The organism is Citrobacter sp. FP75 (genome assembly GCF_018342065.1).
GTDB lineage: Bacteria > Pseudomonadota > Gammaproteobacteria > Enterobacterales > Enterobacteriaceae > Citrobacter.
In genome coordinates, this window is sequence record NZ_JAFDOE010000004.1 from 163,710 (window position 1) to 186,177 (window position 22,468).

Here is a 22,468-nt window from a genome sequence, read left to right on the forward strand (position 1 = left end):
AATTAAATAAATTTACTCTACCCAACCGCCACCCAGCGCGGTAAACAGATTAATTTCGTTAACCTGCCGGGAATAGGTAAGATCGAGAATGGTTTGCTGGGTAGCGAAGAGGGAACGTTCTGCATCCAGCACTTCGATGTAACTGACAGCACCACTTGCATACAATCCTCTGGCACGCTGTAGAGTTATCTGTAGTGAATCAAGATAACGCTGCTGTGACTCAAGTTGCTGGCTAAGGCTGTCGCGCAGCGCAAGCGTGTCGGAAACATTTTTAAAGGCTGACTGAATTTTTTGTTCGTAATTAACCACCGACTGTTGCTGGCGAATTTCAGCCAGCTTCAGATTGGCTTTATTCCTGCCAGCATTAAATATAGGAATTTCAATTTTAGGGATAAAATTCCACATTCCACTTCCTGACGTAAACAGGCTGGACAGCTCCGTACTGCTTGCGGAAAGACCACTGGTCAGGGTAATGGAGGGGAAAAAGGCCGCTCGCGCTGCGCCAATATTGGCATCAGCCGCTTTCAGCTGATATTCCGCTTCCATAATATCCGGTCGCTGCAGCAAAATTTGTGAAGACAGATTTGGTGGCAATTTTACTGGGGCTATCTCCCCGCCTTTCATCCCTTTTTCTGACGGAAGTGCGCGGTACGTTCCCAGCACCAGTTGCAGGGCATTGTTTGCCTGAGCCAGATCGCCTTCTCGTTTGGCTATTTCGGCGCGGGTACTTTCGATTTGTCCTCGCGCCTGTTCAAGTGCCAGAACGTTCGTACTCCCGGTCACGAGCTGCTGCTCAACGAAAGCATAGGACTGTTGATAATTTTTCAGCGTTTCCCGCGCAATACGAAGTTGTTCGTACGCCAGTTGCTGGCTGAAATAGCTTTGTGAAACGTTGGATACCAGCAGGATGTGTACGGCCCGACGGGCTTCTTCGCTGGCAAAGTAGTTCTGGCGATCAGCATCACTCATGTTCTTAAGTTTGCCGAAAAAATCGAGCTCATAACTGAACTTCAGACCTGCGTCGTACCCCTGTGTGGTCGGCTTGTCACCTTTCAGACCACCGCTGTATGTGATCCCGGATGAGGCATTCAGCTGGGGATAACGATCTGCATCCGTGACGTTGAACTGGGCCCGGGCCTCTTCAACCTTCAGTGCAGCCATTCTCAAATCACGGTTATTAGTCAGGGCTTCAGTAATCAGCCGGGTGACCTGGGGATCGACAAAAAAGTTACGCCAGCCCGTATCCTGATAGCCATTCACCGCTGGCGTCAGGCTGTTACGGGACAGTGAAAACTGCTGGGGTACCGGTGCTGCCGGACGCTGATATTCAGGCGCCAGAGAGACACAACCAGCCAGAATGAAGATTGTGCTGATGCTGAGTAGTTTTAATTTGAACATATTGCTTCTCGTCCAGGCAGACCTGGTAAATGGTTCAAATGAAGTTCAGAGTATTACCAGGGTTACTTTACAGAATGCACTCTGTTTGTCGGGTGACAGAATAATGACAATGTTGTCATTTTTACGGTAATTCGTTGATTACGATCGTGTGCGCAATAGAATGACATTAGCAGCCAGACGGGGAGCAAGATGAAAATATTGATCGTCGAAGACGAAATTAAAACAGGTGAATATCTCAGCAAAGGGCTTACAGAGGCAGGGTTCGTAGTGGATCACGCTGATAATGGTCTTACCGGATATCATCTCGCCATGACAGCCGAGTATGATTTAGTCATTCTGGACATCATGCTGCCTGATGTGAACGGCTGGGATATCATCCGCATGCTGCGCACTGCCGGAAAGGGTATGCCGGTCTTACTACTGACGGCCCTCGGCACGATCGAACACAGGGTCAAAGGACTGGAACTGGGTGCGGACGATTATCTGGTTAAACCCTTTGTGTTTGCCGAACTGCTGGCCCGGGTGAGAACCCTTCTGAGGCGGGGAAACACGATGATCACGGAAAGCCAGTTTAGGGTGGCTGATCTCTCGATGGATCTCGTATCCAGAAAAGTCAGTCGCGCCGGAAACCGCATTGTGCTCACCAGTAAAGAGTTCAGCCTGCTGGAATTTTTCATTCGCCATCAGGGCGAGGTTCTTCCCCGTTCCCTGATTGCCTCTCAGGTCTGGGACATGAATTTTGACAGCGACACTAACGCGATTGATGTCGCCGTAAAGCGACTCCGCGCTAAAATAGACAACGATTACGGGACAAAGCTGATCCAGACTGTCCGGGGCGTGGGCTATATGCTGGAGGCCCCGGATGCATAGCAAACCTTCCAGGCGCCCTTTCTCACTCGCCCTGCGGCTGACCTTTTTTATCAGCCTGTCCACGATACTGGCTTTTATCGCCTTCACCTGGTTTATGCTGCATTCTGTTGAAAATCATTTTGCCGAGCAGGATGTCAGCGATCTTCAACAAATCAGCACTACCCTGAACCGTATACTGCAGTCCCCGGTGGATCCGGATGAAAAAAAAGTAAGCAAAATAAAGGAGTCGATTGCCAGCTACCGCAACGTTGCCCTTTTGCTCCTCAATCCCAGGGGGGAAGTGCTCTTTAGTTCAGCGCAGGGGGCGGCACTACACCCGGCCGTGAATTCCGCAGATTTTAGCGAGCACAGCCGCGCACGGGATGTCTTTCTCTGGACGGTGGAGGATCCTGCGAGACCGATGGATACCGGGTCTGAAATGAAGATGGAAACATACCGGATTATCGCCTCCTCTGGCCAGGCGATATTTCAGGGCAAACAGCAGAATTATGTCATGCTGACTGGCCTCTCCATTAATTTCCATCTCCATTACCTCGATGCGCTGAAAAAAAATCTGATTGCGATCGCCGTCGTGATAAGCCTGCTGATTGTTCTGATCATTCGCATCGCTGTCCGTCAGGGGCACCTGCCCCTTCGTAATGTCAGCAATGCCATTAAAAACATCACCTCCGAGAATCTTGATGCGCGGCTGGAACCGACACGCGTTCCCATTGAGCTGGAGCAACTGGTTATCTCGTTCAATCATATGATTGGAAAGATTGAGGACGTCTTTACCCGCCAGGCCAATTTCTCTGCCGATATCGCGCATGAGATCAGAACGCCCATCACCAATCTGGTGACGCAGACTGAAATCGCACTGAGTCAGGATCGAACCCAGAAGGAACTTGAGGATGTCCTCTACTCCAGTCTTGAAGAGTATAACCGGATGACCAAAATGGTCAGCGACATGCTGTTTCTGGCACAGGCGGACAATAACCAGCTTATACCTGACAGGGTCCGTTTTGACCTCAGAGCAGAAGTCATGAAAGTCTTCGAGTTTTTCGAAGCCTGGGCCGAAGAACGCAATATCACGCTCAAATTTAACGGGATGCCCTGCCTGGTTGAGGGAGATCCACAAATGTTCAGAAGAGCGATCAATAATCTGTTATCCAATGCCCTGCGTTATACCCCGGAGGGACAGGCCATCACCGTCTCAATAAGAAAGCAGGAGAGCTTTTTTGACCTTGTGATTGAAAATCCAGGGAAACCGATCCCTGAAGAACATTTATCAAGGCTGTTTGACCGTTTTTATCGGGTGGATCCATCCAGACAACGAAAAGGAGAAGGCAGCGGCATCGGCCTTGCGATTGTGAAGTCAATCGTGGAAGCACATCACGGAAGAGTGCAGGTGGAATCAGACGTACGCTCCACGCGTTTTATCTTATCCGTGCCCAGACTGGAGAAAATGATCCCGGAAACCCAATGCTGAAAATAAAGATGTAAATGACAAAGATGTCATTAGCCTGTCATGCAGCAAACAGAAGCCATTCGATATAATTAGTGCAACTTATCAGGAAGGCTGGATTGCTTCATCAATACCCGGCGTCAGAGTACGCCAGGAAATGAATATCCAGCCCTCTTCCGGAGAAATAAACGCTGCCGAACCTGTTTCAGTTATGGAACTGAAAACACCGGTTGTACTTCCCCGGACATCACTAATTCAGAAATGGAGAGTTATCATGAAAAATATCGTATTAGCATCTTTGCTGGGCTTTGGTTTAATTTCATCGGCCTGGGCCACTNTCATTTTCCGCATGCTGGTATTCTCTTTGATAAAAAAGTTTGGAAAAAAGGATGTAAATATATTTGGAAGAGAATTACTCATCATTTTTTCACTATATAGCCTTGCTCAAAAAGTTCTGACAACTTAGTAAGTCACGGCCTGGACTAACCACACATCAATAGATATTATAAGTATTGCCGCCGATATTCTGAAGGCGTTAAACCCGTTTGCTTCTTAAACGCGGTATTAAAGACCGATTTAGAGTTAAAGCCTGAGGAATACATAATATCAAGAATGGTCCGCTTATCTTCCGGCATTGCCAGGAGTTTTTTAGCGTGCTCTATTCGGTACTCGCTGATAAACGTAAAAAAATTCTGCTGAAACCCGTTGTTGATAATGGCTGACAGATCGTGCGGCGAGAGTTTTAACTGATGCGCAAGCTGGCTTAAGGACAGGGTGGAATCCAGAAACGGCTGATTCCGGTGCATAAATTCTGCCACCTTATCCACCTGTTCAGCCCCCCGTAACTGCGGTGCTTTAACCGGCTGAATATTCTCCAGCAGGATTTCATCTGCCTGCGTTAGCCCCATAAACGCAGCGGGTTGCCGCAGCGCACAAACTAATAACGTATTAATAAATGCAAACCCCGCTATGCTGACAACGGGCAGTACCCAACTCGTTTTATCGGTTAGCCTGAACAGATAGAAAAACAGGCAGCAAATAATACTGACTATCCAAAGTCCCGAATAACCTGACAGCAGGAAGCGGAGCCAGAGCATTTGCTGGCTGGCAATATCGGAATAAAGATGCTGAATATCCGAATTAAATGACCGCAAACGTCTGAGGGAATAGCCAAGCCAGCCGAGAAATACCCCGTGATAGGCCAATGCAAGGGGCAGTGATACTGGCATGCCCGGTAAATCCTGCTGCTGTAAGAGCGTTATTTTTGCTGAGTCAGATAACGGAACGTACAGCGTGAAAAACACAATAAGGCCAGTAGCAAACGGGATTAAGTGTACAGCATGAGCTGGCCGGATTCGAAAATGGCGATACATCAGCGAACGGGTATACAGATAGATGGCCGGTGGCTGAAGCAGAGAGATAAGCGTACCGATATAGGCGTAGTTCGGGTGTAAAAAACTCACGCCGCTACCATAGAGGAAAAGTTCACCAAAACCGGCGGCAAGGGTCAGCAGAACGATCACCAATAGCCGGTTGCTGACTTGTATGATGTTAGACGGCAAAAGAAGAAAAACAGAGAGCAATGCAGCCTGCATCATTCCTGCTGCCAGAAGAAAAACAGATAGATCATTCAGCATGCACGAGCACCAACAATTTAAAACGAGATATGAGAAACGGACGCCACACACGCTTCGTGTCAGCAGAACGTTCGACTTTACGTTTCATACGTTCGAATTTATCAATTCGAACGACTCCCGGGTTACTCGCCAGTACTCTGCAACCAAATCGGCAGAGGACTGAAATTCTGCCTCCTTTAAACACAAAAAAGCAGATGAACAGGTCGAAAGAGACCCGGGGGTATTAATATGAAAAAGCAGAAAAAGACCAGAACATCCCTGTGCGCAAGCATTATGTTCCTTGCGGGAATGACCGTAAGCACAACGGCGTTTGCCCACTGCGACAGCATGGATGGGCCTGTGATCACCGAGGCTAAAAGCGCCCTTCAGGCGCGTGCGTGATGTTACCCCATTATTAAAATGGGTACCAGAAAACCGTGAAGATGACGTCAGAAAGGCGTTTGACGAAACAATGAGTAAACAAGGCAGCAGTCAAACCTCTCAGGAAAAGGCCCAGCAAAAGCTTTTTACCACCCTGGTACGTATTCACCGTGAAGCGGAAGGTGCATCGTTTACCGGTGTAAAATCGGCAGGTCATATTCCTGTTATTGTACAAGAGGCTGATGCCGCACTTCGCACCAACAGTGTTGATAGCCTGGTGGCAAAGGTGACCGCTAACATTGAGCATGCTATCCGGGAAAAATTTACCAAAGCCGAACTCAGTAAGCAGCAGGCGAATCAATCGGTTAAGCAGGGACGCGAATATGTAAATGACTACATTCACTACATACATTTTGTCGAGGAAATAAACGAAATGGCGGAGGGTAGAGCGCCCGATACGGAGCATCAGCACTAATCATCATGCCCTTCAGAGATGCCTTTACGGCATCTCTGAACCGCGACGCTAAGGCTGTGCGAAAACGCAGCTCACCGTGCTAACCGTTGAACGATACTGAACGTTTCAGGAGCATCGTTGTGACGGTTAGCTTCGGCTAGACAACCATAATATATTGATAAACAGGGAGCGGGATTCTGGTCTGAACCGAGGGCCTCAGCTTTGCCCTACGTCACTGCAACGAAACGACTAAAATCATGGTCAATGACCAGCCCAACGGCGTCACCTTTATTGGAGATAGCGCCAACTGGTGCAAACATTCTATCATCAATGTCATTCAGAAATGGAGAGTTATCATGAAAAATATCGTATTAGCATCTTTGCTGGGCTTTGGTTTAATTTCATCGGCCTGGGCCACTGAAACCGTGAATATCCATGATCGCGTCAACAATGCACAGGCTCCTGCTCACCAGATGCAGTCTGCTGCGGCTCCTGTCGGGATCCAGGGGACTGCTCCTCGTATGACCGGTATGGACCAGCATGAACAGGCCATTATTGCTCATGAAACCATGACGAACGGCTCGGCGGATGCGCACCAGAAAATGGTGGAAAGTCATCAGAAGATGATGGGAAATAACACGGTATCCACGACCGTCCCGTCAACGTCTTACGCGGCGATGAATGAGCATGAAAGAGCAGCGGTTGCCCATGAATTCATGAATAACGGGCAATCCGGCCCACATCAGGCCATGGCCGAAGCGCACCGCCGCATGATCAATGCAGGCTGAATGCGACGGTAGTATCCGTGCTGTTACCTTTTCCCTGATAGATTTTCCTGAAACAACGTTGCTACATTTTTGCCCCCCGTCAGGGGGCTTTTTTGTCTGACTCAGCTACACTTAACCGGTACCTGTCTGAAAGGAATTATTATATGAAAATCAAAAACACCCTTTTTGTAATATTAATGTTATCCCTGCCAGCCATTTCTGCTGAACATTCGGAAATGAAAATGTCAGATATGCACTCATCGGCATCATCACAGGAATATATGGCTGGCATGAAAAATATGCATGAAAAAATGATGGCCGCCGTTAATGAATCCAATCCCGATAAGGCCTTTGCAAAAGGTATGATCGCACACCATGAAGGGGCAATCGCAATGGCTGAGACCGAGCTCAAATACGGAAAAGATCCCGAAATGAGAAAGCTTGCGCAGGACATCATTAAAGCTCAGAAAGGTGAAATCGAGCAGATGAATAAATGGCTTGGCAGTCAAAAATAAAGATTGCAAAAAAGCCATAATAAGCGTAATTTTAATTCACTCCCGGGCACGGGAGCCTGTTAAACGTTAAATAATTAAAACCCGATTAATTTCGGGTTTTTTATATACTATACTCCGGTCCTTTGCTGTGGACCGGAATATATGCAGCTGCGATAATTTTTACACATTATCTCGTCATGGCAACAATATCGCTCAGGATCTCAACCAGCTCAATCCTTTCCTGCATTCCGTCATGATAGGTTGATCTTGAGATGATTCTTTCCGCTGTCATCCGGGGCCAGAATTTATCAAGGGAAGGTGCGAACAAGTCCCTGATATGAGATCATGTTTGTCATCTGGAGCCATGGAACAGGGTTCATCATGAGTCATCAACTTACCTTCGCCGACAGTGAATTCAGCAGTAAGCGCCGTCAGACCAGAAAAGAGATTTTCTTGTCCCGCATGGAGCAGATTCTGCCATGGCAAAACATGGTGGAAGTCATCGAGCCGTTTTAACCCAAGGCTGGTAATGGCCGGCGACCTTATCCGCTGGAAACCATGCTACGCATTCACTGCATGCAGCATTGGTACAACCTGAGCGATGGCGCGATGGAAGATGCTCTGTACGAAATCGCCTCCATGCGCCTGTTTGCCCGGTTATCCCTGGATAGCGCCTTGCCGGACCGCACCACCATCATGAATTTCCGCCACCTGCTGGAGCAGCATCAACTGGCCCGCCAATTGTTCAAGACCATCAATCGCTGGCTGGCCGAAGCAGGCGTCATGATGACTCGAGGCACCTTGGTCGATGCCACCATCATTNCACATTATCGGGTTTCATTCCCACCGCCCGGCCAATTATTTTTTTAGCATCACAGGTGTCCGTAAACGTGACGGCTACACCGGTCATTTCTTCAATCAGATCCGGGCAGAGATAGTTCTCTATTTCACGTTTGCGCGTGGCGAAGAATACCTTACCGGCATCCTCCACTTCTTTTTTACGTTTCTGAATGGACAGAACCTGTGCAGGGTCTCCCCCAATATCGGAGTCCAGAAATACGCACCAGGGAAGCCCCAGATCGTTGGCCAGATTCAATGTCACCCAGTGTTTGACGCTGCCACACCCTCCTATGAGGACTGGCACTATTTTCACGTCCTCCAGAGAGGCTGGCAACATACCTGACTGTTTTAATGAACTGGCCGCATGCCTCAGGAAAGTGACATCCGACTTTCCCTCTACCAGAACTATCCCCTGCGCCCTTTCCATACCGGTCTCTGGCAGCACCCCCAGGCTTTCAGTCGCTTCCTTCAGCACAGCGTCATCCGGCATTTTTACTACGGGTTCACCCGCCTCATTTCGGGTGACATAACGTACGCCTTCGACAGGGATCAATCCGGCCAGCGCCGGGACATGGGTGGTGACGATAATCTGACGGTGCGGCTGGCCTGCCAGTGCCAGTAACGCTTTCATCAGCATCATCTGATAGTTCGGATGCTGTGACGTTTCAGGCTCCTCTATGGCATAAATCACATTTCTGGGCGTCCCCGCGACATGCTTCTCGGCCTCAGCCCGGAAAAAATTCAACAGGATAAGCCTCCTTATCCCGCTGCCGCGCTTATTGATGGGGATGCCATTTTCCCCGTCCAGGGTGAAACTGAAGGTCCACTTGGGTTTCTCCTTAAATCGTGGAGTCAGTTCACTGGCGAGTTCGGGGGCCATTTCACGTAATTTATCCAGCGTTCTCTGTGCGACATCCAGTACGCTGTCCTGGATCTCATTTTCCAGCGCTGTAATTTTGTCCTGCAGCGCAGCCTGAGCGTCTTTTACGGCCTGCTGTAAGGGGTTTTTAGCTTCTGAATCCCCGTCGCTGCTTTCCCTGTCGGCTTTGAAAATCGCATACGTGGGCAGCAAATCGAGGATCTTACCCCATAATGATTTTGTGTCGGTTCCAAACTCTTTATCGACATCCAGCAACATTTCAGAACAGGTATAGGGAGCGGCGGCTTCCCTGATGGCCTGACGCCATAACGATGCAGTGCGTTTATCCGCCACATTTTTTTCAGCTTCTTTTCCCACCGCCCTGAGCTCGGAAATTTTCATTGCCAGTAAGTTTCTCAGGGGCTCCTCTTCGGGATGGATGCAGCGGATGCAGGTCTGCTCCGGTTTTCCTGAAGTCGTTGCTTTAAACGTTTTGACGATTTCAAAATTGCCGTCTTCATTCAGCAGATGTTCTGAGGCGAGCGTGGTCTGCACCCTGTCGTCGATCATGATAAAATCGGGCAGGTCATCAAATTCACAGGCTATTTCAAAACGGCCGTCCCCTTCTCTTAGGCTGAAACAGTTCATGTCATTCTTGTCAGCCTTCATTCCTTCTGTTTCAAAAAAAATAGCCAGCGCTTCCAGAATCGTTGACTTCCCAAAGTCATTACGACCGACAATACCCGTCATGCTTTCATCAATAATGATTTCAGTAGAGTTTCTGTAGCCTCTGAAGTTTTTCAGTTTTAATTTTCTGAGCCGCATATGAAGTCCTGTGTGTAAGAAAGCGTTTTGCTGCAACCTGAATACAAAATATATTTTCAAATGCCTGCCAACATGCAGGGATAACCGTTATTCAGAATATCTTAACGACATTTCTGGATTATGATCTGGTCGCGCTTTCTGAACTTTACTGCTCCTCAAAACACCGGAAGCCAACTTGTGGTTCGATACATGGCTAAGTTAAAACTCCAGAATGATGGGTAATAATTTCAATGCTCATTATATTTTTTGGAACTGACTCATGGCTTTTATGACTTAAATGATAATAATACACATTCTTTGATATTAATTATGTCGTACGGACATTGATAAATTTAAAGGTAGATAGATTTTCATTTACGGATTATTTCCTAAATTCATCGATAATGTGATCGACATAAAATTTTCATTTAAGAGTGAAGAGATAATTTATGGTTGTCCGAAACAGCTCAAACTGGTGTATTTAACATAACAGAAGAAACGAAAGGCTTCATAGCAACCTGATACTTCAGGCCGCTAAGGGGTTAATATTGCTGCAGACAATTAGACCGGGAAGCGCATGGCGTCACCATTTCTCCCGCCTGGCTGGAAGTGAAGAATCATTGTGCAAAGCTCCGTATTCGGGCTTTGCATCTGACAATGGTTCCCTGGATGAAAGTACGATCTCCACTCCAAGGACGCTGAACACTCTAAACAAACGCTCAAAACCCACACTTGCAGGGTTGGCCTCCAGTCGGGCATAAGTTTGCTGTGTTACACCCAAACGTTCAGAAACATCTCTTTGCGTCAGTCCATTGGCTTTGCGAAAGCCGATTAAAACAGGACGCAACTGATTCAAGGTCTTCAAAGCGTATTGAGTGTTCATAAGTGATCTTCCGTATCGACGGGTTAACAAGCACAACGAATGGATTTACAGCAGATAAGCTGTAATACTCATTAACAGACTATAGGCTGTAATACGCCTCTTGCCAAGATTCGGCATCTTTCAAAAACAAGGCCGTGTTGAGTAAGCAGTACTGGTATCTAGCACCCCTGACCACTTTGCTTGAGAGTGACCCAGTGACATTTATCGTGATCGTAGGTCTTTTAGACGTTGTTGCTAACCGGCATCATACTCAGGTGGTAACCCCCAGGGATACTCGGGAAGTGATAATTTATTCCCGCCCTAATCAAAATATATAACCCTATCTTATTAGCTTTCTTAGTAGTTTATAAATGAAGTAAAAATTAGCGAAGAAGCTTTACATTAAAAAGTGAGCAAAAATTTTTACCATTGAACCGGCAAAATTTGCAATCTGCGGCTTTTAGCCTGAGAAAATCCACATTAACAGAATAATCATCAAGTCCAACAGAGGCATAACTTACGTCCTCGAATAAATCGGTAATAAATGAGTTGAAATTACAAAAATTAACCTCACTCAATATCCTGAACACCGCAGAAATATAACTACTATGCATTATCCTGACTTCAATAACCTTTAATAAACTAGAATGCGATTTACTTTTAAAGAGGTCAAAGAGAAAGTAAACCAGCTCATTTTTATTGTCAGAAATCCATTTTAAAATTTTATCCCTGGCACATGGCAATAAATACACTGGAGTTTTGAAAGGATTTGAAATGTCAACCACAAGGGAACAATAACCATGAGGATTTATTCCACTTATAATTAAGTCACTAAGTCCTTTCACTGCATCCAAATAGTTGTCAAAACAAACCTCATATAAACAGGTACTATGAGCTGCACATTTAGATTCAAACAACCATCTATGACGAAGATAACCAATGCCTTTAGAGTGTATATCTTCAATAATACATTTATGGCAGTAACGAATCTTTGAGATGTTTACCAATGGATATGAATTAGTTATGTGTAAATTATTTCGACAGGCATCTTCAACAGCGTTGAAATACCCGTAAACACCAGAAGATAACGACACTATATTGGAAGTTAGTATATAACCATTTCTTGTGGCAAGAATGTCATATATATCCTGCAAACTATGCAATTTGTACATATCAATCAGTTCGAGCCGAGGAAAGGCATCGTACCTTAGTTCACCATGCTTAGATATTATGTTCCTGCAATTGGATAAGTTATACATTATCTGTGAACGCAGAAGAAAACTGTGCCACAATTCATTTTCGTAAACCATATCACTCCCTCTTATTTAATTAGATTCTTTTTCCTGAGAAGTGTCATTGTCATTGGTAGTTTATCTCTGTATTTCAAAAGCCAGTTATGCCCCCCCAGTAAAGCATCCAGGCTTGTAAGTGACATCGGGTATTGCCCCTGAGATAAAACAACATTTATTAATGATGATGAGATTATATCTCTCTCGCTCCAGTCTACTCTTTTATTTCTATAACATCGTACTGCTTTAGGAAGACAGGAATTAAGCCAGCCATTTTCATGTTTATTTAGCCAAAAGAAACTAGCATAACAACTTTCCTTGACTAACTTTCGCGTTACAGAAATGGATTGATTATGTATAAATCTTAATATTTTCTGCTTATGACGCCGTCTTAAAGAATCTTTTTTACATTTTTTACGCCATGAGCATAAACCGTAACAAGATGAAATTACAGAGGATACAGTTCCTTCCGATAATGAGTTTTTCTCAGCTATGGATGCCAGACTAAACCCCCTTACAGCCATAGACTTGATAAGCAATTCAGTGAATATATTAATTTTTGTGTTTCGCTTAAACGCCCTCAGGTATTTTTTATAAATAAGTGTTTTAATGTAACATCTGCTGCGATTAAATTCTCTCCCAAGGTTGCTAACACTAGTATTATTTTCAGCCATATGAAAGCTGTATTCCTTATGACTTTTAAAGATTTCTTTCTTTTTATTAGGACGACTTCCTGCATACGTTGGCCAGCAAGTATTTAACAAACAATAACAAAGCAAAAGGTGCTTTGTGGGATGCTGACAACATTTATCTTTGAGTATAGGCTCCCAGTAGTGATAATCAGTAAGGGATGTCGGTAGAAGCTCCGATGAACCCTCCCCAAATAACTGGCACTTAGCATAAACATGTGCGTAAAATACATTTTTCTTCAGATTCCCGTCCAATGATAATAAATTTAACTTTTTAAGTACATCCATGTAATTTGGGTGACAAATTTCTTTTCTTCTGATTATATTTATGGACTCATAACAAAATTTAGCAAAATCGAAGTCTGTCTCATTGCTGAGTTGTTCTGTATACGAAACAGGAGGCATCAGTCCAATACGTATGTGCGGTGCAGAAGGGACATTGATGCTTTCAAGCACTACCTGGTGCCGATGGCAGGTTGTAACCCCATGAAGTTGATGCGCCAGATGCCAATAAGTAACACCATAATGAAAAGTATCTTCACGAGCGCAAACCGGGCAAAACTTCAATAGTGTCCGCTGTCCTAGTGAAAAATTACTAAGGCGGCACAATCGATTAAGCCTGGCAGGGGTCGTGTTGAAATCCATAATTTCATTACGACTGATTGGTAGTGCCCAGGCAAACAGAGGGAGTAAAGTCTGTTCATGCCAGAGCTGGTCTGCACTTTCGGATGTATGAAGAGAAATAGCCTTTAATCCTGAATTGAGAATTGGATGGACGCTCATATCAGGTTTGTGGAAAATGATCGTTAACAGAGAAGATGGGGACATACCGTACACGGTAGCTGTCCGACAAAACCGACTGAACAAGGATTCATCAGGTAAAACAGACAACATTCTCATTTACCCCACCTCTCTTTGACCGTTACGAACTGATGACCTCATTACAATTTATTAAGTGGATCTGTATTTATAAGCCCGCAACGCTGAAGAGCATCGTAGGTATTTTTCTTTTCAGCTGTTCTGGTGATAACAAGATCATGGTCAAGAGACAGTATTTTCTCGTCGAAATTGCGCATAACCTCGTCTATTTTTCTTACGAATTCCTTGTGCTGTGGCCTGTCTATATCTCCAGGGATCAAAGCTTTTAAGGGCTTCTCTGACATGAACTTAGCCGAAGCATCACTTTCATTAGATGCAGAGAGCCATTTGGCTTCCTCGTCTTCAGTCGCTGCCCCCGGGAGTAAAGTATCCTTATATTCCTCCGTATGGCTTACGAGTACCGGTACAGAGGCCGACAAGACTGCACCAGTTATGATTTCATTACCGCTACCGATAACCTTTAATTGTGCCCCCCGATAAATCATCTGAGCCAATCCAATGTTGCCTTTAGATAAAATGAATAATTTTTCGTTTAACTCATCATTTAATGGTGTTTCAACATTTGTCCATTGTAATGGCCATAAATAATGAATAAACGATTGCCAGTCTTGTGAGTCGTATCTGACATTTGAAATTTTCATATAACCACCAGACTCTGCCCGCCTGGCAATTCTCATTTTCTTTGTCAGAGTCTCGTCAAAAGGATGATTTCCACAAAAAACCATAGATACCCCCATCGAATCTACAATTTCATGTAAAAAATCAATCAACTTACTCTCACCTCCAGTTCTTGAAAATTTTAGCCTCTGCATTTCATCAATAACAAGGATACCTAAAAATGATGATTTTATTCTTTGCGCAATCTGGCGAGCCAGAGCACCATTTCTAATCTCTGGTGTAGTTCGTTCAATACCAATTGCATCATCTAATTTTTGTAAAATCTCTTCACAAAGGTCTCTCACACTTGAGTTGTATGGACAATTAATCTTTACCCATACGATTTGCTTACTGAAGCCGGGAAAAACTCCTTTATAGCTGCTGTGTTCTATAATCTGAGGGAAATGATCCATGACTTGCTCGATCATGGTAGTTTTTCCAGAACCACTCATTCCAACTATCGTAATGGTTTCAGCCTGGGATTTAAAATATCCACTTTCGGGTTCAATATCAGGACGCTCAGTCCCATAGTAATGAAGATATTGAATAGTTCCGCTTTTTAAAGGATTACGGGCTGCATAGCTTTCCCTAAGTGCCCGTAAAATCATTTTATAAGCCTGGATAAGATTGGTTTGAGGGCAACGGAATTTCTTTATACGTTCGACATACTGCTCTCTAACATTCGCCGGGGCAGTCCAGCGGATTTTTTCGTCAATTTCGGGAAAATAACTCATTTCCAGAAGTACTTCATCTTCCGTAAGCGCTTCAGGAAGTGCTTCAATTAAGGGGTTGCCACGATACTCAGGTAACTCCTGTTCTTTATATATCGCTGAAACGCTCCGTATAAGGTTCATTATTCTGCGTCCTCAGTCTTCTTCTTACCTTTTAACCATCTTTGTTTCTCCTCCCGGCCAGGCAAAAGCAGAACCTTACTGGATGACGGAAGTAGGGGTTCAGGTCTTCCATTAGCAACATCAGTTCGCCCTAATGAATCAAGTTCATTTTTCCTGTTCTTTTTAATATCTTTACCATGTACCCGTCGAGATTCGTATATTTCATTTAATCTTTCGTTACCTTTCTTGTTAAAATCATCTTTATTATTGATATTGCTGAGTGAATCCAGAGTAAATAAATTAATTTCTTTTTGAGTATCTACCCAATCAGCCATTACATCTGTATCAAGATGAGCTTTACCTTTAAATATATCTCTTTTCTTAAGCAGGTAATGCTTTTTGAAAATGCTATTTTTGTCAAATCTTACATATATATAATCTACGCAATTGTCATCTATTCTTGCTTCACAAGTGGTTCTTCCAAATACTCTGGCACCTGATGCAATGTCTGGATCACATTCATAAAAAAGATTATTGTACTGAATCCCACCGGCGGTAATGTTAGCGTTCACAGGGATCAACAATCGTGCGATCACTTCGTCGGCCCCAACGGCTCTTGCGCTGAATCTCCCGTGCTTTAAGCTTATCATCCAACTATTTTTTGGTGATATTACGAGATCATTTTCAATCAGTAAGGGATTGATATAAGCCAGTTCTTCATATGTTCTCTGATTATGTGCAAGTATCTCCCGAATCAGTAAAGACGTGACCTCCTGAATCGTTAAACAAGCCCTGGATTGCGGTGTTGGCGCTCCTTTAACAATCTTACCCCTTCGTGTTGTTCCAATAAGCCTATGAATAACTTCATCATTTAGAATACCGAAACAGCGTTCAACAATGCTTTTTCTGTCGCCTCTACCGACTGGCGCAAACTCAAGTTTTGTCAGGGGGGTCATCTTTTCCTGAGGTTTAAGACCAATCATCTCCCCGTTGTCACACATCAATGTTAATGGAATATGAGAACAAGGCCAATCATCATTAGTAATAGAGATTCCAAATAATCTACAATATTCTTTTTTTGGCATAAAGCAATTTGCTAACGCTTGTCGGGCAGCTCGCCATGAAGCATGGTATAAAGAAACATGAAGGCCAACAATCATTCTTGTTGCGCGATCCACCACTGTATAAATAGTTGGGCGCCCAATGACTTTTCGTCTGTTTAAACTCGAAATAAGATGTACATCAGCGACAGTTGAGTCTATTTCGAAAACATCACCCGGTAAAACAGTTGTATTAGCCGCACTACCTAAAAGCGCCCGCATTTTGAGGTCTATTTCTTTTTTCGTGTTCTTCTTCTTTATCGAGAAATCTTTAGTGAAGAGTTTTTTATTCCAGTATGAAAATTGTTTTAAAGAAGGAACATATGGAGCTCTATTTTCTAAGTTCGCTGTTTTAATTTCATCCCTAAAATACAAATCAATATGTCTCTCTAATGTTTTCTTTATCGTATCTCCGTTAACTTTATAATGATACATAATGAGAGATTTTCTAATATTATTTATATCTCTTTCATTAAGAATGAAAACACGTGAACGTTCATTAGGTAATGCTCTGTTTTTCTTGGAATTCCCAAGTTTAATTTCATGTTTGATTCTACTTTTCCCAGCGGCACCACAGTTCGAGAATGCGGGTAGTAATGCATAAACATCCTGCCCATGTCGCCAGTACAACGCCAGAAGCGTTCTGATAGTATATTGTGATATTTTTTTATTTCTGGAGTAGTCCATTAAAAGGTGAGACTTTTTATGTAATGCATAGTCGAACAGAAACATTCTGTCATCTACAAGATCTTTAATGATATTGTAATTTTCATCTCGCCTTCCCCTGTCTTCATCTGTTATTTCTTTCTCATCTACTAACATATATGAAGGGTATATATAATCTTTACAAGTTATGCTATTTGATTCAATATAATATTTAAACAATGAAAATGAGAAAGGAATTGGCTTACCCGTTCTTTCTGATTTTATTTTAAACAAAATTAACAAATCAACCTTTTTGTCAAAATCCAAAACACGATAAAGCCCCTCTGCAAGCAAATCAGTGCCTTGAGAGAGCCAGACTGAATTTCTAATAATATCCATTTGCGTTCAGTCCTATATAGTGGCCATTGGATATTATCTTTATCAGACCGGTTTCGAGTATTGGATATGATAAATCAATTTTTATCATTTTTAATCCAATCATTGCCTGCAATAACATCATCGCTTCTTGTGCATCTACCCCAATGATTGATGAAATCATTGCACGTAGTCCCACTATGGGATAAACATCTGGTTTAAGCTTCCATAGGATTTTATCAAGAGGATATTTATCATAAAATACAGAACCATCTCTTAATACAGAAGTAACCCAACAAATATTTTTACCGACGACGTTATTGAGTTCCGAGCCAACATAAATTTGAAACTCAACATCAATCAACTGCCAAAACATCCTCTCTATTTCAAGTTTTTGGGCTTCGCGTTCAGGTATGCTCTCGTTTTGTTTTACTGCTACAGCTTTGTATCGAAGTCCGCCTTCAGGAGTTCTCAAGGTCAGTAAAAAATCGGTTGTCATAACATTCAGAACTTCGACAGGTACTCCTCTTACTCCCCTCACCATAGGATGTTGAAAATGTAGATGATTTGCTATTTGTTGGGTAAGCCGGAGAGGAAAGAGTGGGAATTGTTCCCGGATATCAATCACCGAGTCATTAAACTCAGCCAGATAGAAAAAGTTACTTTCGACAGAAGAAAGGAGATGATGGTTTCGAAACGTCTTAAGGCCAAAGACTATCGAACGGTTTCCACGGGATTTAACGTCCTGAGCTCTAAGCCAGGGCTGATAACTTTGGCCATAGCCCACTCCTATGCCGTCACCTAGCGCATTTTCATAATCCAAATAGGATTTGAGACGCCTACCCCTACCCATGATCGTACCCAAAAAACGACATTGATACGTACCTATATGTGCATTTTATAGTCTCCAACCCTATAACCACACATTCAGTAAGTATACAACATTAGCGTCGTTTTTTGAGAATGGTTACAACTTTAGTGCTTTGTGTACAACTTTATTGTCTTCGGACAAGGCACCAAATCTTGCGCACACGCCCAGGCGCTCGACCACGCCCACTGGAAGTTATACCCGCCCAGCCAGCCGGTGACGTCCATCACTTCACCGATAAAGTAGAGACCAGGTACTTTCCGGGCTTCCATTGTCCGTGACGACAGCTCGTTGGTGTCTACTCCACCCAGCGTCACTTCTGCCGTGCGATAACCTTCTGTACCGTTTGGCTGCACGCGCCATTCGGTCAGCGTCTCCACCAGCGTTTGCTGATCGCGCGCGTTAAGCTGCTTCAACGTCACGTCAGGAATTTGTCCCAACTGCTGCAAACACTCCACCAGCCGCTTTGGTAATTGCATCGCCAGCGTGTTCTTCAGGCTCTGGTTTGGGTGCGCGCTGCGCTGTTCATCGAGGAAGCTTTCGAGGTCTACATCTGGCAACAAATTAATGCTGACAAATTCACCTGGCTGCCAAAAACTGGAAATTTGTAAAACGGCCGGACCAGAAAGCCCGCGGTGCGTAAAGAGCAGGTTTTCACGAAATACGGTGCCATCTTCAGCGGTGATAACCGAAGGAACAGAGACGCCTGAAAGCACCTGAAGCTGCTCCAGCAGCGGCTTATGCAGAGTGAAAGGCACCAGACCAGCACGGGTCGGCAGAACCTTCAAACCAAACTGTTCGGCAATTTTATAACCAAACGGCGTAGCGCCAAGACCCGGCATCGAAAGCCCGCCGCTGGCAATCACCAGTTTATTCGCACCGACGGTCGCGCCGTTAAGCTCCAGCATGAAGCCCTCATCACCCCGCGCGACGCTCAGAACTTCGCTACGTAAGCGCATCGTAACGTTACCTTTTTCGCATTCCGCCACCAGCATATCGACAATTTGCTGCGCTGAGTCGTCGCAAAAAAGTTGGCCGAGCGTTTTTTCATGCCAGGCAATACCGTGTTTACCCACCAGATCGATAAAATCCCACTGGGTATAGCGCGCCAGCGCTGACTTGCAAAAATGGGGGTTTTGACTCAAATAGGCCGCAGGTTCTACATAAAGATTGGTAAAGTTACAACGCCCCCCGCCGGACATGAGGATCTTGCGTCCTGGCTTTTTCCCATTATCAATGAGCAGTACGCGACTACCTGTTTGTCCTGCCTGCGCGGCACAGAACATACCCGCTGCGCCAGCACCTATAATAACGGTATCAAACCTTTCCACGTTGCGATCCTCTCTAAAAAGCGGGCGTGAATTGTAAAGATTCCTCAGTGGTCGCACCAGCACCAAACCATCAAAAATAGGTATTTATCTGAATTCTATAAGATAATTCTTTAGTGGTGTTATACAAAGCAGGAGACAAATCAAAAAAACTCTATATTTCACTTTGCCCGCGCCGCCAAAGTCACTGATAATGCGCCGCGTTCATGTCCTCAAAATGGCGTAACGTCCTATGCTACATTTGTTTGCTGGCCTGGATTTACATACCGGGCTTTTACTATTGCTTGCTCTGGCTTTTGTCCTGTTCTACGAAGCAATTAACGGCTTCCACGATACAGCCAATGCCGTCGCTACCGTGATCTATACCCGTGCCATGCGTTCGCAATTGGCGGTGATCATGGCTGCGGTATTCAACTTCTTTGGTGTTTTGCTGGGCGGTCTCAGCGTAGCGTATGCCATCGTGCATATGTTACCAACGGATCTGCTGCTTAACATGGGGTCATCACATGGTCTCGCCATGGTGTTCTCTATGCTGCTGGCGGCAATTATCTGGAACCTGGGTACCTGGTACTTTGGTTTGCCTGCATCCAGCTCCCACACGCTGATTGGCGCGATTATCGGTATTGGTTTAACCAATGCGTTGATGAACGGCACATCGGTCGTGGATGCACTTAACATCCCGAAAGTGATGGGTATTTTTGCCTCGCTTATCATCTCGCCGATTGTCGGTCTGGTGGTTGCAGGCGGCCTGATCTTTTTGCTGCGTCGCTACTGGAGCGGTACTAAAAAACGTGCCCGTATTCACCTGACGCCAGCAGAGCGTGAAAAGAAAGACGGCAAGAAAAAGCCGCCATTCTGGACGCGTATCGCACTGATCCTCTCTGCAATCGGCGTAGCGTTCTCTCATGGCGCAAACGACGGGCAGAAAGGCATTGGTCTGGTCATGCTGGTGTTGATTGGCGTAGCACCTGCCGGTTTCGTGGTCAATATGAACGCTTCCGGTTACGAAATTACCCGTACTCGCGATGCAATCAATAACGTCGAAACCTTCTTCCAGCAACGCCCTGACCTGCTCAAGCAGGCAACCGGCGTAGACCAGCTGATTCCGTCACCGGAAGCCAGTGCTGCGACACCAACAGAGTTCCATTGCCACCCGGCGAACACCATTAACGCGCTTGAACGTGCGAAAGGTATGCTGGCGAATCTGGAAACCTACGACAAATTAAGTGTCGATCAGCGCGGACAACTGCGCCGTATTATGCTGTGCATTTCCGATACGACCGATAAAGTCGTGAAACTGCCTGGCGTAAGCAACGACGATCAGCGTCTGTTGAAGAAACTGAAAACTGACATGCTGAGCACCATTGAGTACGCTCCGGTGTGGATCATCATGGCCGTTGCGCTGGCTCTGGGCTGCGGTACGATGATTGGCTGGCGTCGCGTGGCAACCACTATCGGTGAGAAAATCGGTAAGAAAGGCATGACCTATGCTCAGGGGATGTCTGCGCAGATGACTGCCGCCGTCTCTATCGGTCTTGCCAGTTATACCGGTATGCCTGTTTCCACCACCCACGTTCTCTCCTCTTCCGTAGCAGGGACGATGGTTGTTGACGGTGGCGGCTTGCAGCGTAAAACAGTGACCAGCATTCTGATGGCCTGGGTCTTCACCCTGCCTGCGGCGATTATTCTTTCCGGGGGGCTGTACTGGCTCTCCCTGAAGCTTATCTAAGCGAATGCACAATAAAAAAGCGGGCCTGCAAACAGGTCCGCTTTTTTTTGCATTGTTATAAGCCTCAGTGCCAGATAATCAGCGCAACCATACTGATCAATACCAGGCCACATAACGAACTGGTAAGAATGAACTGGCCGCGAACTCGCTCACAGCGACGAATAAACTCATCATCATGATGATCGCGGTAACGCTGAGCGTAGATATACCACACCAGACGCATCTGCTTGTTGGGCTGCCCATGCGAGGTAAAAAAGCCTCCGCCATCAACATACTGGTAAAGCAATGGATCGCAACCACGAAGTACCACTAACAGTGCGCGTAACGACGAAAAATAGCGCGCCATATTAACTATGCAAACGACACACAAAGCCCAGAATAACGCAATGGTGCTTATCATACCCCCCTCCCCGGCGACCCGCCCACGGAGTTCCTCTCCGGGACTACCGCTCCCCGATACCCTACCAAACTATTCAGTGAAGAGTGCTACCGAAACCGCTCGTGTTAGTGTCTCGCATCCGAACGCCTCTCTAGATAGTGTAGGAGATTAGTTAATTTTTTTGCCAGAAGGTTAATCGCTATCAATGCAATTAACTGAAAAATTTGTTTAACTAATTGGCAAGCAAGGCGGATTGACGGATTATCCTGGTCGCTATAATGTAAGGATAGTCCTTAAAGGGTATATTTTACGACTGGGCTAGCCCCGCGCGTAAGGTCCGCAGGATGCGGATGACGCGGCGGCAAACGATCGCCAGAAGGCTAGTCATCGACAACTTATGGAAGGAGTAACACTATGGCTTATAAACACATTCTCATCGCGGTTGATCTTTCTCCGGAAAGCAAAGTTCTGGTTGAAAAAGCAGTCTCTATGGCGCGGCCTTACAATGCAAAAGTCTCCCTTATCCACGTTGACGTAAACTATTCCGACCTGTACACCGGGTTAATCGACGTGAATCTGGGCGACATGCAGAAGCGCATTTCTGAAGAAACTCACCACGCGTTAACCGAGCTGTCCACCAACGCAGGCTACCCTATCACCGAAACCCTGAGCGGTAGCGGCGATCTGGGTCAGGTACTGGTTGATGCCATCAAGAAATACGACATGGATCTGGTCGTTTGCGGCCATCACCAGGATTTCTGGAGCAAGCTGATGTCCTCCGCGCGCCAACTGATCAACACCGTTCACGTCGACATGTTGATTGTTCCGCTGCGAGATGACGAAGAAGCATAAAATGCTAGTTGTCGGGGCGTAACCCGCCTCGCTGCAAACATTTAAGCCTGTAAGCG

19 protein-coding genes and 3 pseudogenes are annotated in these 22,468 nt (G+C 45.3%); 10 read left to right on the forward strand and 12 right to left on the reverse strand.

The features are described 5' to 3' along the window. Positions 1-12: 12 nt before the first annotated feature. On the reverse strand, positions 13-1,398 hold the full coding sequence (silC, locus tag JQ822_RS15365) for a Cu(+)/Ag(+) efflux RND transporter outer membrane channel SilC (RefSeq protein WP_213134192.1): 1,386 nt from the start codon (positions 1,396-1,398) through the stop codon (positions 13-15). Positions 1,399-1,587: 189 nt separating this feature from the next. On the opposite strand from silC, the gene silR reads away from it, so the two are divergent. The 3 genes and pseudogenes from silR to JQ822_RS15380 all read left to right on the forward strand — a co-directional run. Continuing rightward, positions 1,588-2,268, forward strand: a complete 681-nt coding sequence (silR, locus tag JQ822_RS15370) for a copper/silver response regulator transcription factor SilR (protein WP_137397188.1) — start codon at positions 1,588-1,590, stop codon at positions 2,266-2,268. Continuing rightward, the gene (silS, locus tag JQ822_RS15375; protein ID WP_032433718.1) at positions 2,261-3,736 is read left to right on the forward strand and encodes a copper/silver sensor histidine kinase SilS; all 1,476 of its coding nucleotides are present in this window, start codon (positions 2,261-2,263) and stop codon (positions 3,734-3,736) included. Before silR ends, silS begins: the two co-directional genes overlap by 8 nt. 250 nt (positions 3,737-3,986) lie before the next feature. Continuing rightward, positions 3,987-4,049, forward strand: a pseudogene (locus JQ822_RS15380) (copper-binding protein); the annotation flags it as partial. 166 nt (positions 4,050-4,215) lie between these two features. On the opposite strand, the gene JQ822_RS15385 reads toward JQ822_RS15380, so the two are convergent. Beyond that, positions 4,216-5,400, reverse strand: a complete 1,185-nt coding sequence (locus tag JQ822_RS15385) for a helix-turn-helix domain-containing protein (protein ID WP_242405924.1) — start codon at positions 5,398-5,400, stop codon at positions 4,216-4,218. 177 nt (positions 5,401-5,577) lie between these two features. Between JQ822_RS15385 and JQ822_RS24400 the strand changes: the two genes are divergently transcribed. The 4 genes from JQ822_RS24400 (at position 5,578) to copM (ending at position 7,445) form a co-directional block, all read left to right on the forward strand. After that, positions 5,578-5,730, forward strand: coding sequence for a hypothetical protein (locus tag JQ822_RS24400; protein WP_020833810.1), 153 nt, complete (start codon positions 5,578-5,580; stop codon positions 5,728-5,730). Further along, positions 5,723-6,184 (forward strand): DUF6448 family protein, encoded by a 462-nt coding sequence (locus JQ822_RS15390; RefSeq protein ID WP_020833811.1) that lies wholly within the window; start codon positions 5,723-5,725, stop codon positions 6,182-6,184. Before JQ822_RS24400 ends, JQ822_RS15390 begins: the two co-directional genes overlap by 8 nt. 335 nt (positions 6,185-6,519) lie before the next feature. Continuing rightward, the gene (gene silE / locus JQ822_RS15395) at positions 6,520-6,951 is read left to right on the forward strand and encodes a silver-binding protein SilE (RefSeq protein ID WP_000790483.1); all 432 of its coding nucleotides are present in this window, start codon (positions 6,520-6,522) and stop codon (positions 6,949-6,951) included. Positions 6,952-7,094: 143 nt separating this feature from the next. Then, positions 7,095-7,445 (forward strand): CopM family metallochaperone, encoded by a 351-nt coding sequence (copM, locus tag JQ822_RS15400; RefSeq protein WP_000694954.1) that lies wholly within the window; start codon positions 7,095-7,097, stop codon positions 7,443-7,445. Positions 7,446-7,611: 166 nt separating this feature from the next. On the opposite strand, the pseudogene JQ822_RS24655 reads toward copM, so the two are convergent. Further along, positions 7,612-7,737 (reverse strand): annotated as a pseudogene (locus JQ822_RS24655) (TOPRIM nucleotidyl transferase/hydrolase domain-containing protein); the annotation flags it as partial. A 68-nt stretch (positions 7,738-7,805) separates the two neighbouring features. Here JQ822_RS24655 and JQ822_RS15405 point away from each other — a divergent pair. Next, positions 7,806-8,246, forward strand: a pseudogene (locus JQ822_RS15405) (IS5-like element IS5B family transposase); the annotation flags it as partial. On the opposite strand, the gene JQ822_RS15410 reads toward JQ822_RS15405, so the two are convergent. The 8 genes from JQ822_RS15410 to JQ822_RS15445 form a co-directional block, all read right to left on the reverse strand. Continuing rightward, positions 8,242-9,948, reverse strand: a complete 1,707-nt coding sequence (locus JQ822_RS15410) for an AAA family ATPase (RefSeq protein ID WP_244848968.1) — start codon at positions 9,946-9,948, stop codon at positions 8,242-8,244. The pseudogene JQ822_RS15405 and the gene JQ822_RS15410 overlap by 5 nt on opposite strands. 562 nt (positions 9,949-10,510) lie before the next feature. Further along, positions 10,511-10,810: a helix-turn-helix domain-containing protein gene (locus JQ822_RS15415; RefSeq protein ID WP_001097217.1), complete on the reverse strand. Its 300-nt coding sequence runs from the start codon at positions 10,808-10,810 to the stop codon at positions 10,511-10,513. Between the two features lie 362 nt (positions 10,811-11,172). Continuing rightward, a complete protein-coding gene (locus JQ822_RS15420) occupies positions 11,173-12,099 on the reverse strand; it encodes a hypothetical protein (RefSeq protein ID WP_000262426.1) in 927 nt (308 codons plus the stop codon). Between the two features lie 11 nt (positions 12,100-12,110). Next, complete coding sequence (locus JQ822_RS15425) at positions 12,111-13,667, reverse strand: TnsD family Tn7-like transposition protein (RefSeq protein WP_024143025.1); 1,557 nt, start codon at positions 13,665-13,667, stop codon at positions 12,111-12,113. Positions 13,668-13,708: 41 nt separating this feature from the next. Next, a complete protein-coding gene (locus tag JQ822_RS15430; protein WP_001049182.1) occupies positions 13,709-15,157 on the reverse strand; it encodes an ATP-binding protein in 1,449 nt (482 codons plus the stop codon). After that, a complete protein-coding gene (locus tag JQ822_RS15435) occupies positions 15,157-17,280 on the reverse strand; it encodes a Tn7 transposition protein B (RefSeq protein ID WP_048217579.1) in 2,124 nt (707 codons plus the stop codon). Before JQ822_RS15435 ends, JQ822_RS15430 begins: the two co-directional genes overlap by 1 nt. Continuing rightward, a complete protein-coding gene (locus JQ822_RS15440; protein ID WP_020833813.1) occupies positions 17,267-18,109 on the reverse strand; it encodes a TnsA endonuclease N-terminal domain-containing protein in 843 nt (280 codons plus the stop codon). The genes JQ822_RS15435 and JQ822_RS15440 overlap by 14 nt, the downstream gene beginning before the upstream one ends. 122 nt (positions 18,110-18,231) lie before the next feature. Further along, positions 18,232-19,455 (reverse strand): NAD(P)/FAD-dependent oxidoreductase, encoded by a 1,224-nt coding sequence (locus tag JQ822_RS15445; protein WP_213134193.1) that lies wholly within the window; start codon positions 19,453-19,455, stop codon positions 18,232-18,234. A 229-nt stretch (positions 19,456-19,684) separates the two neighbouring features. Between JQ822_RS15445 and pitA the strand changes: the two genes are divergently transcribed. Next, positions 19,685-21,181, forward strand: a complete 1,497-nt coding sequence (pitA, locus tag JQ822_RS15450) for an inorganic phosphate transporter PitA (RefSeq protein ID WP_135323972.1) — start codon at positions 19,685-19,687, stop codon at positions 21,179-21,181. Positions 21,182-21,245: 64 nt separating this feature from the next. Here the strand turns inward: pitA and uspB are convergent, their stop codons facing one another. Next, positions 21,246-21,581 (reverse strand): universal stress protein UspB, encoded by a 336-nt coding sequence (uspB, locus tag JQ822_RS15455; RefSeq protein ID WP_096759190.1) that lies wholly within the window; start codon positions 21,579-21,581, stop codon positions 21,246-21,248. A gap of 393 nt (positions 21,582-21,974) precedes the next feature. Here uspB and uspA point away from each other — a divergent pair, with 393 nt between their 5' ends. Further along, a complete protein-coding gene (gene uspA, locus JQ822_RS15460; protein WP_003023368.1) occupies positions 21,975-22,412 on the forward strand; it encodes a universal stress protein UspA in 438 nt (145 codons plus the stop codon). Positions 22,413-22,468 lie beyond the last annotated feature (56 nt).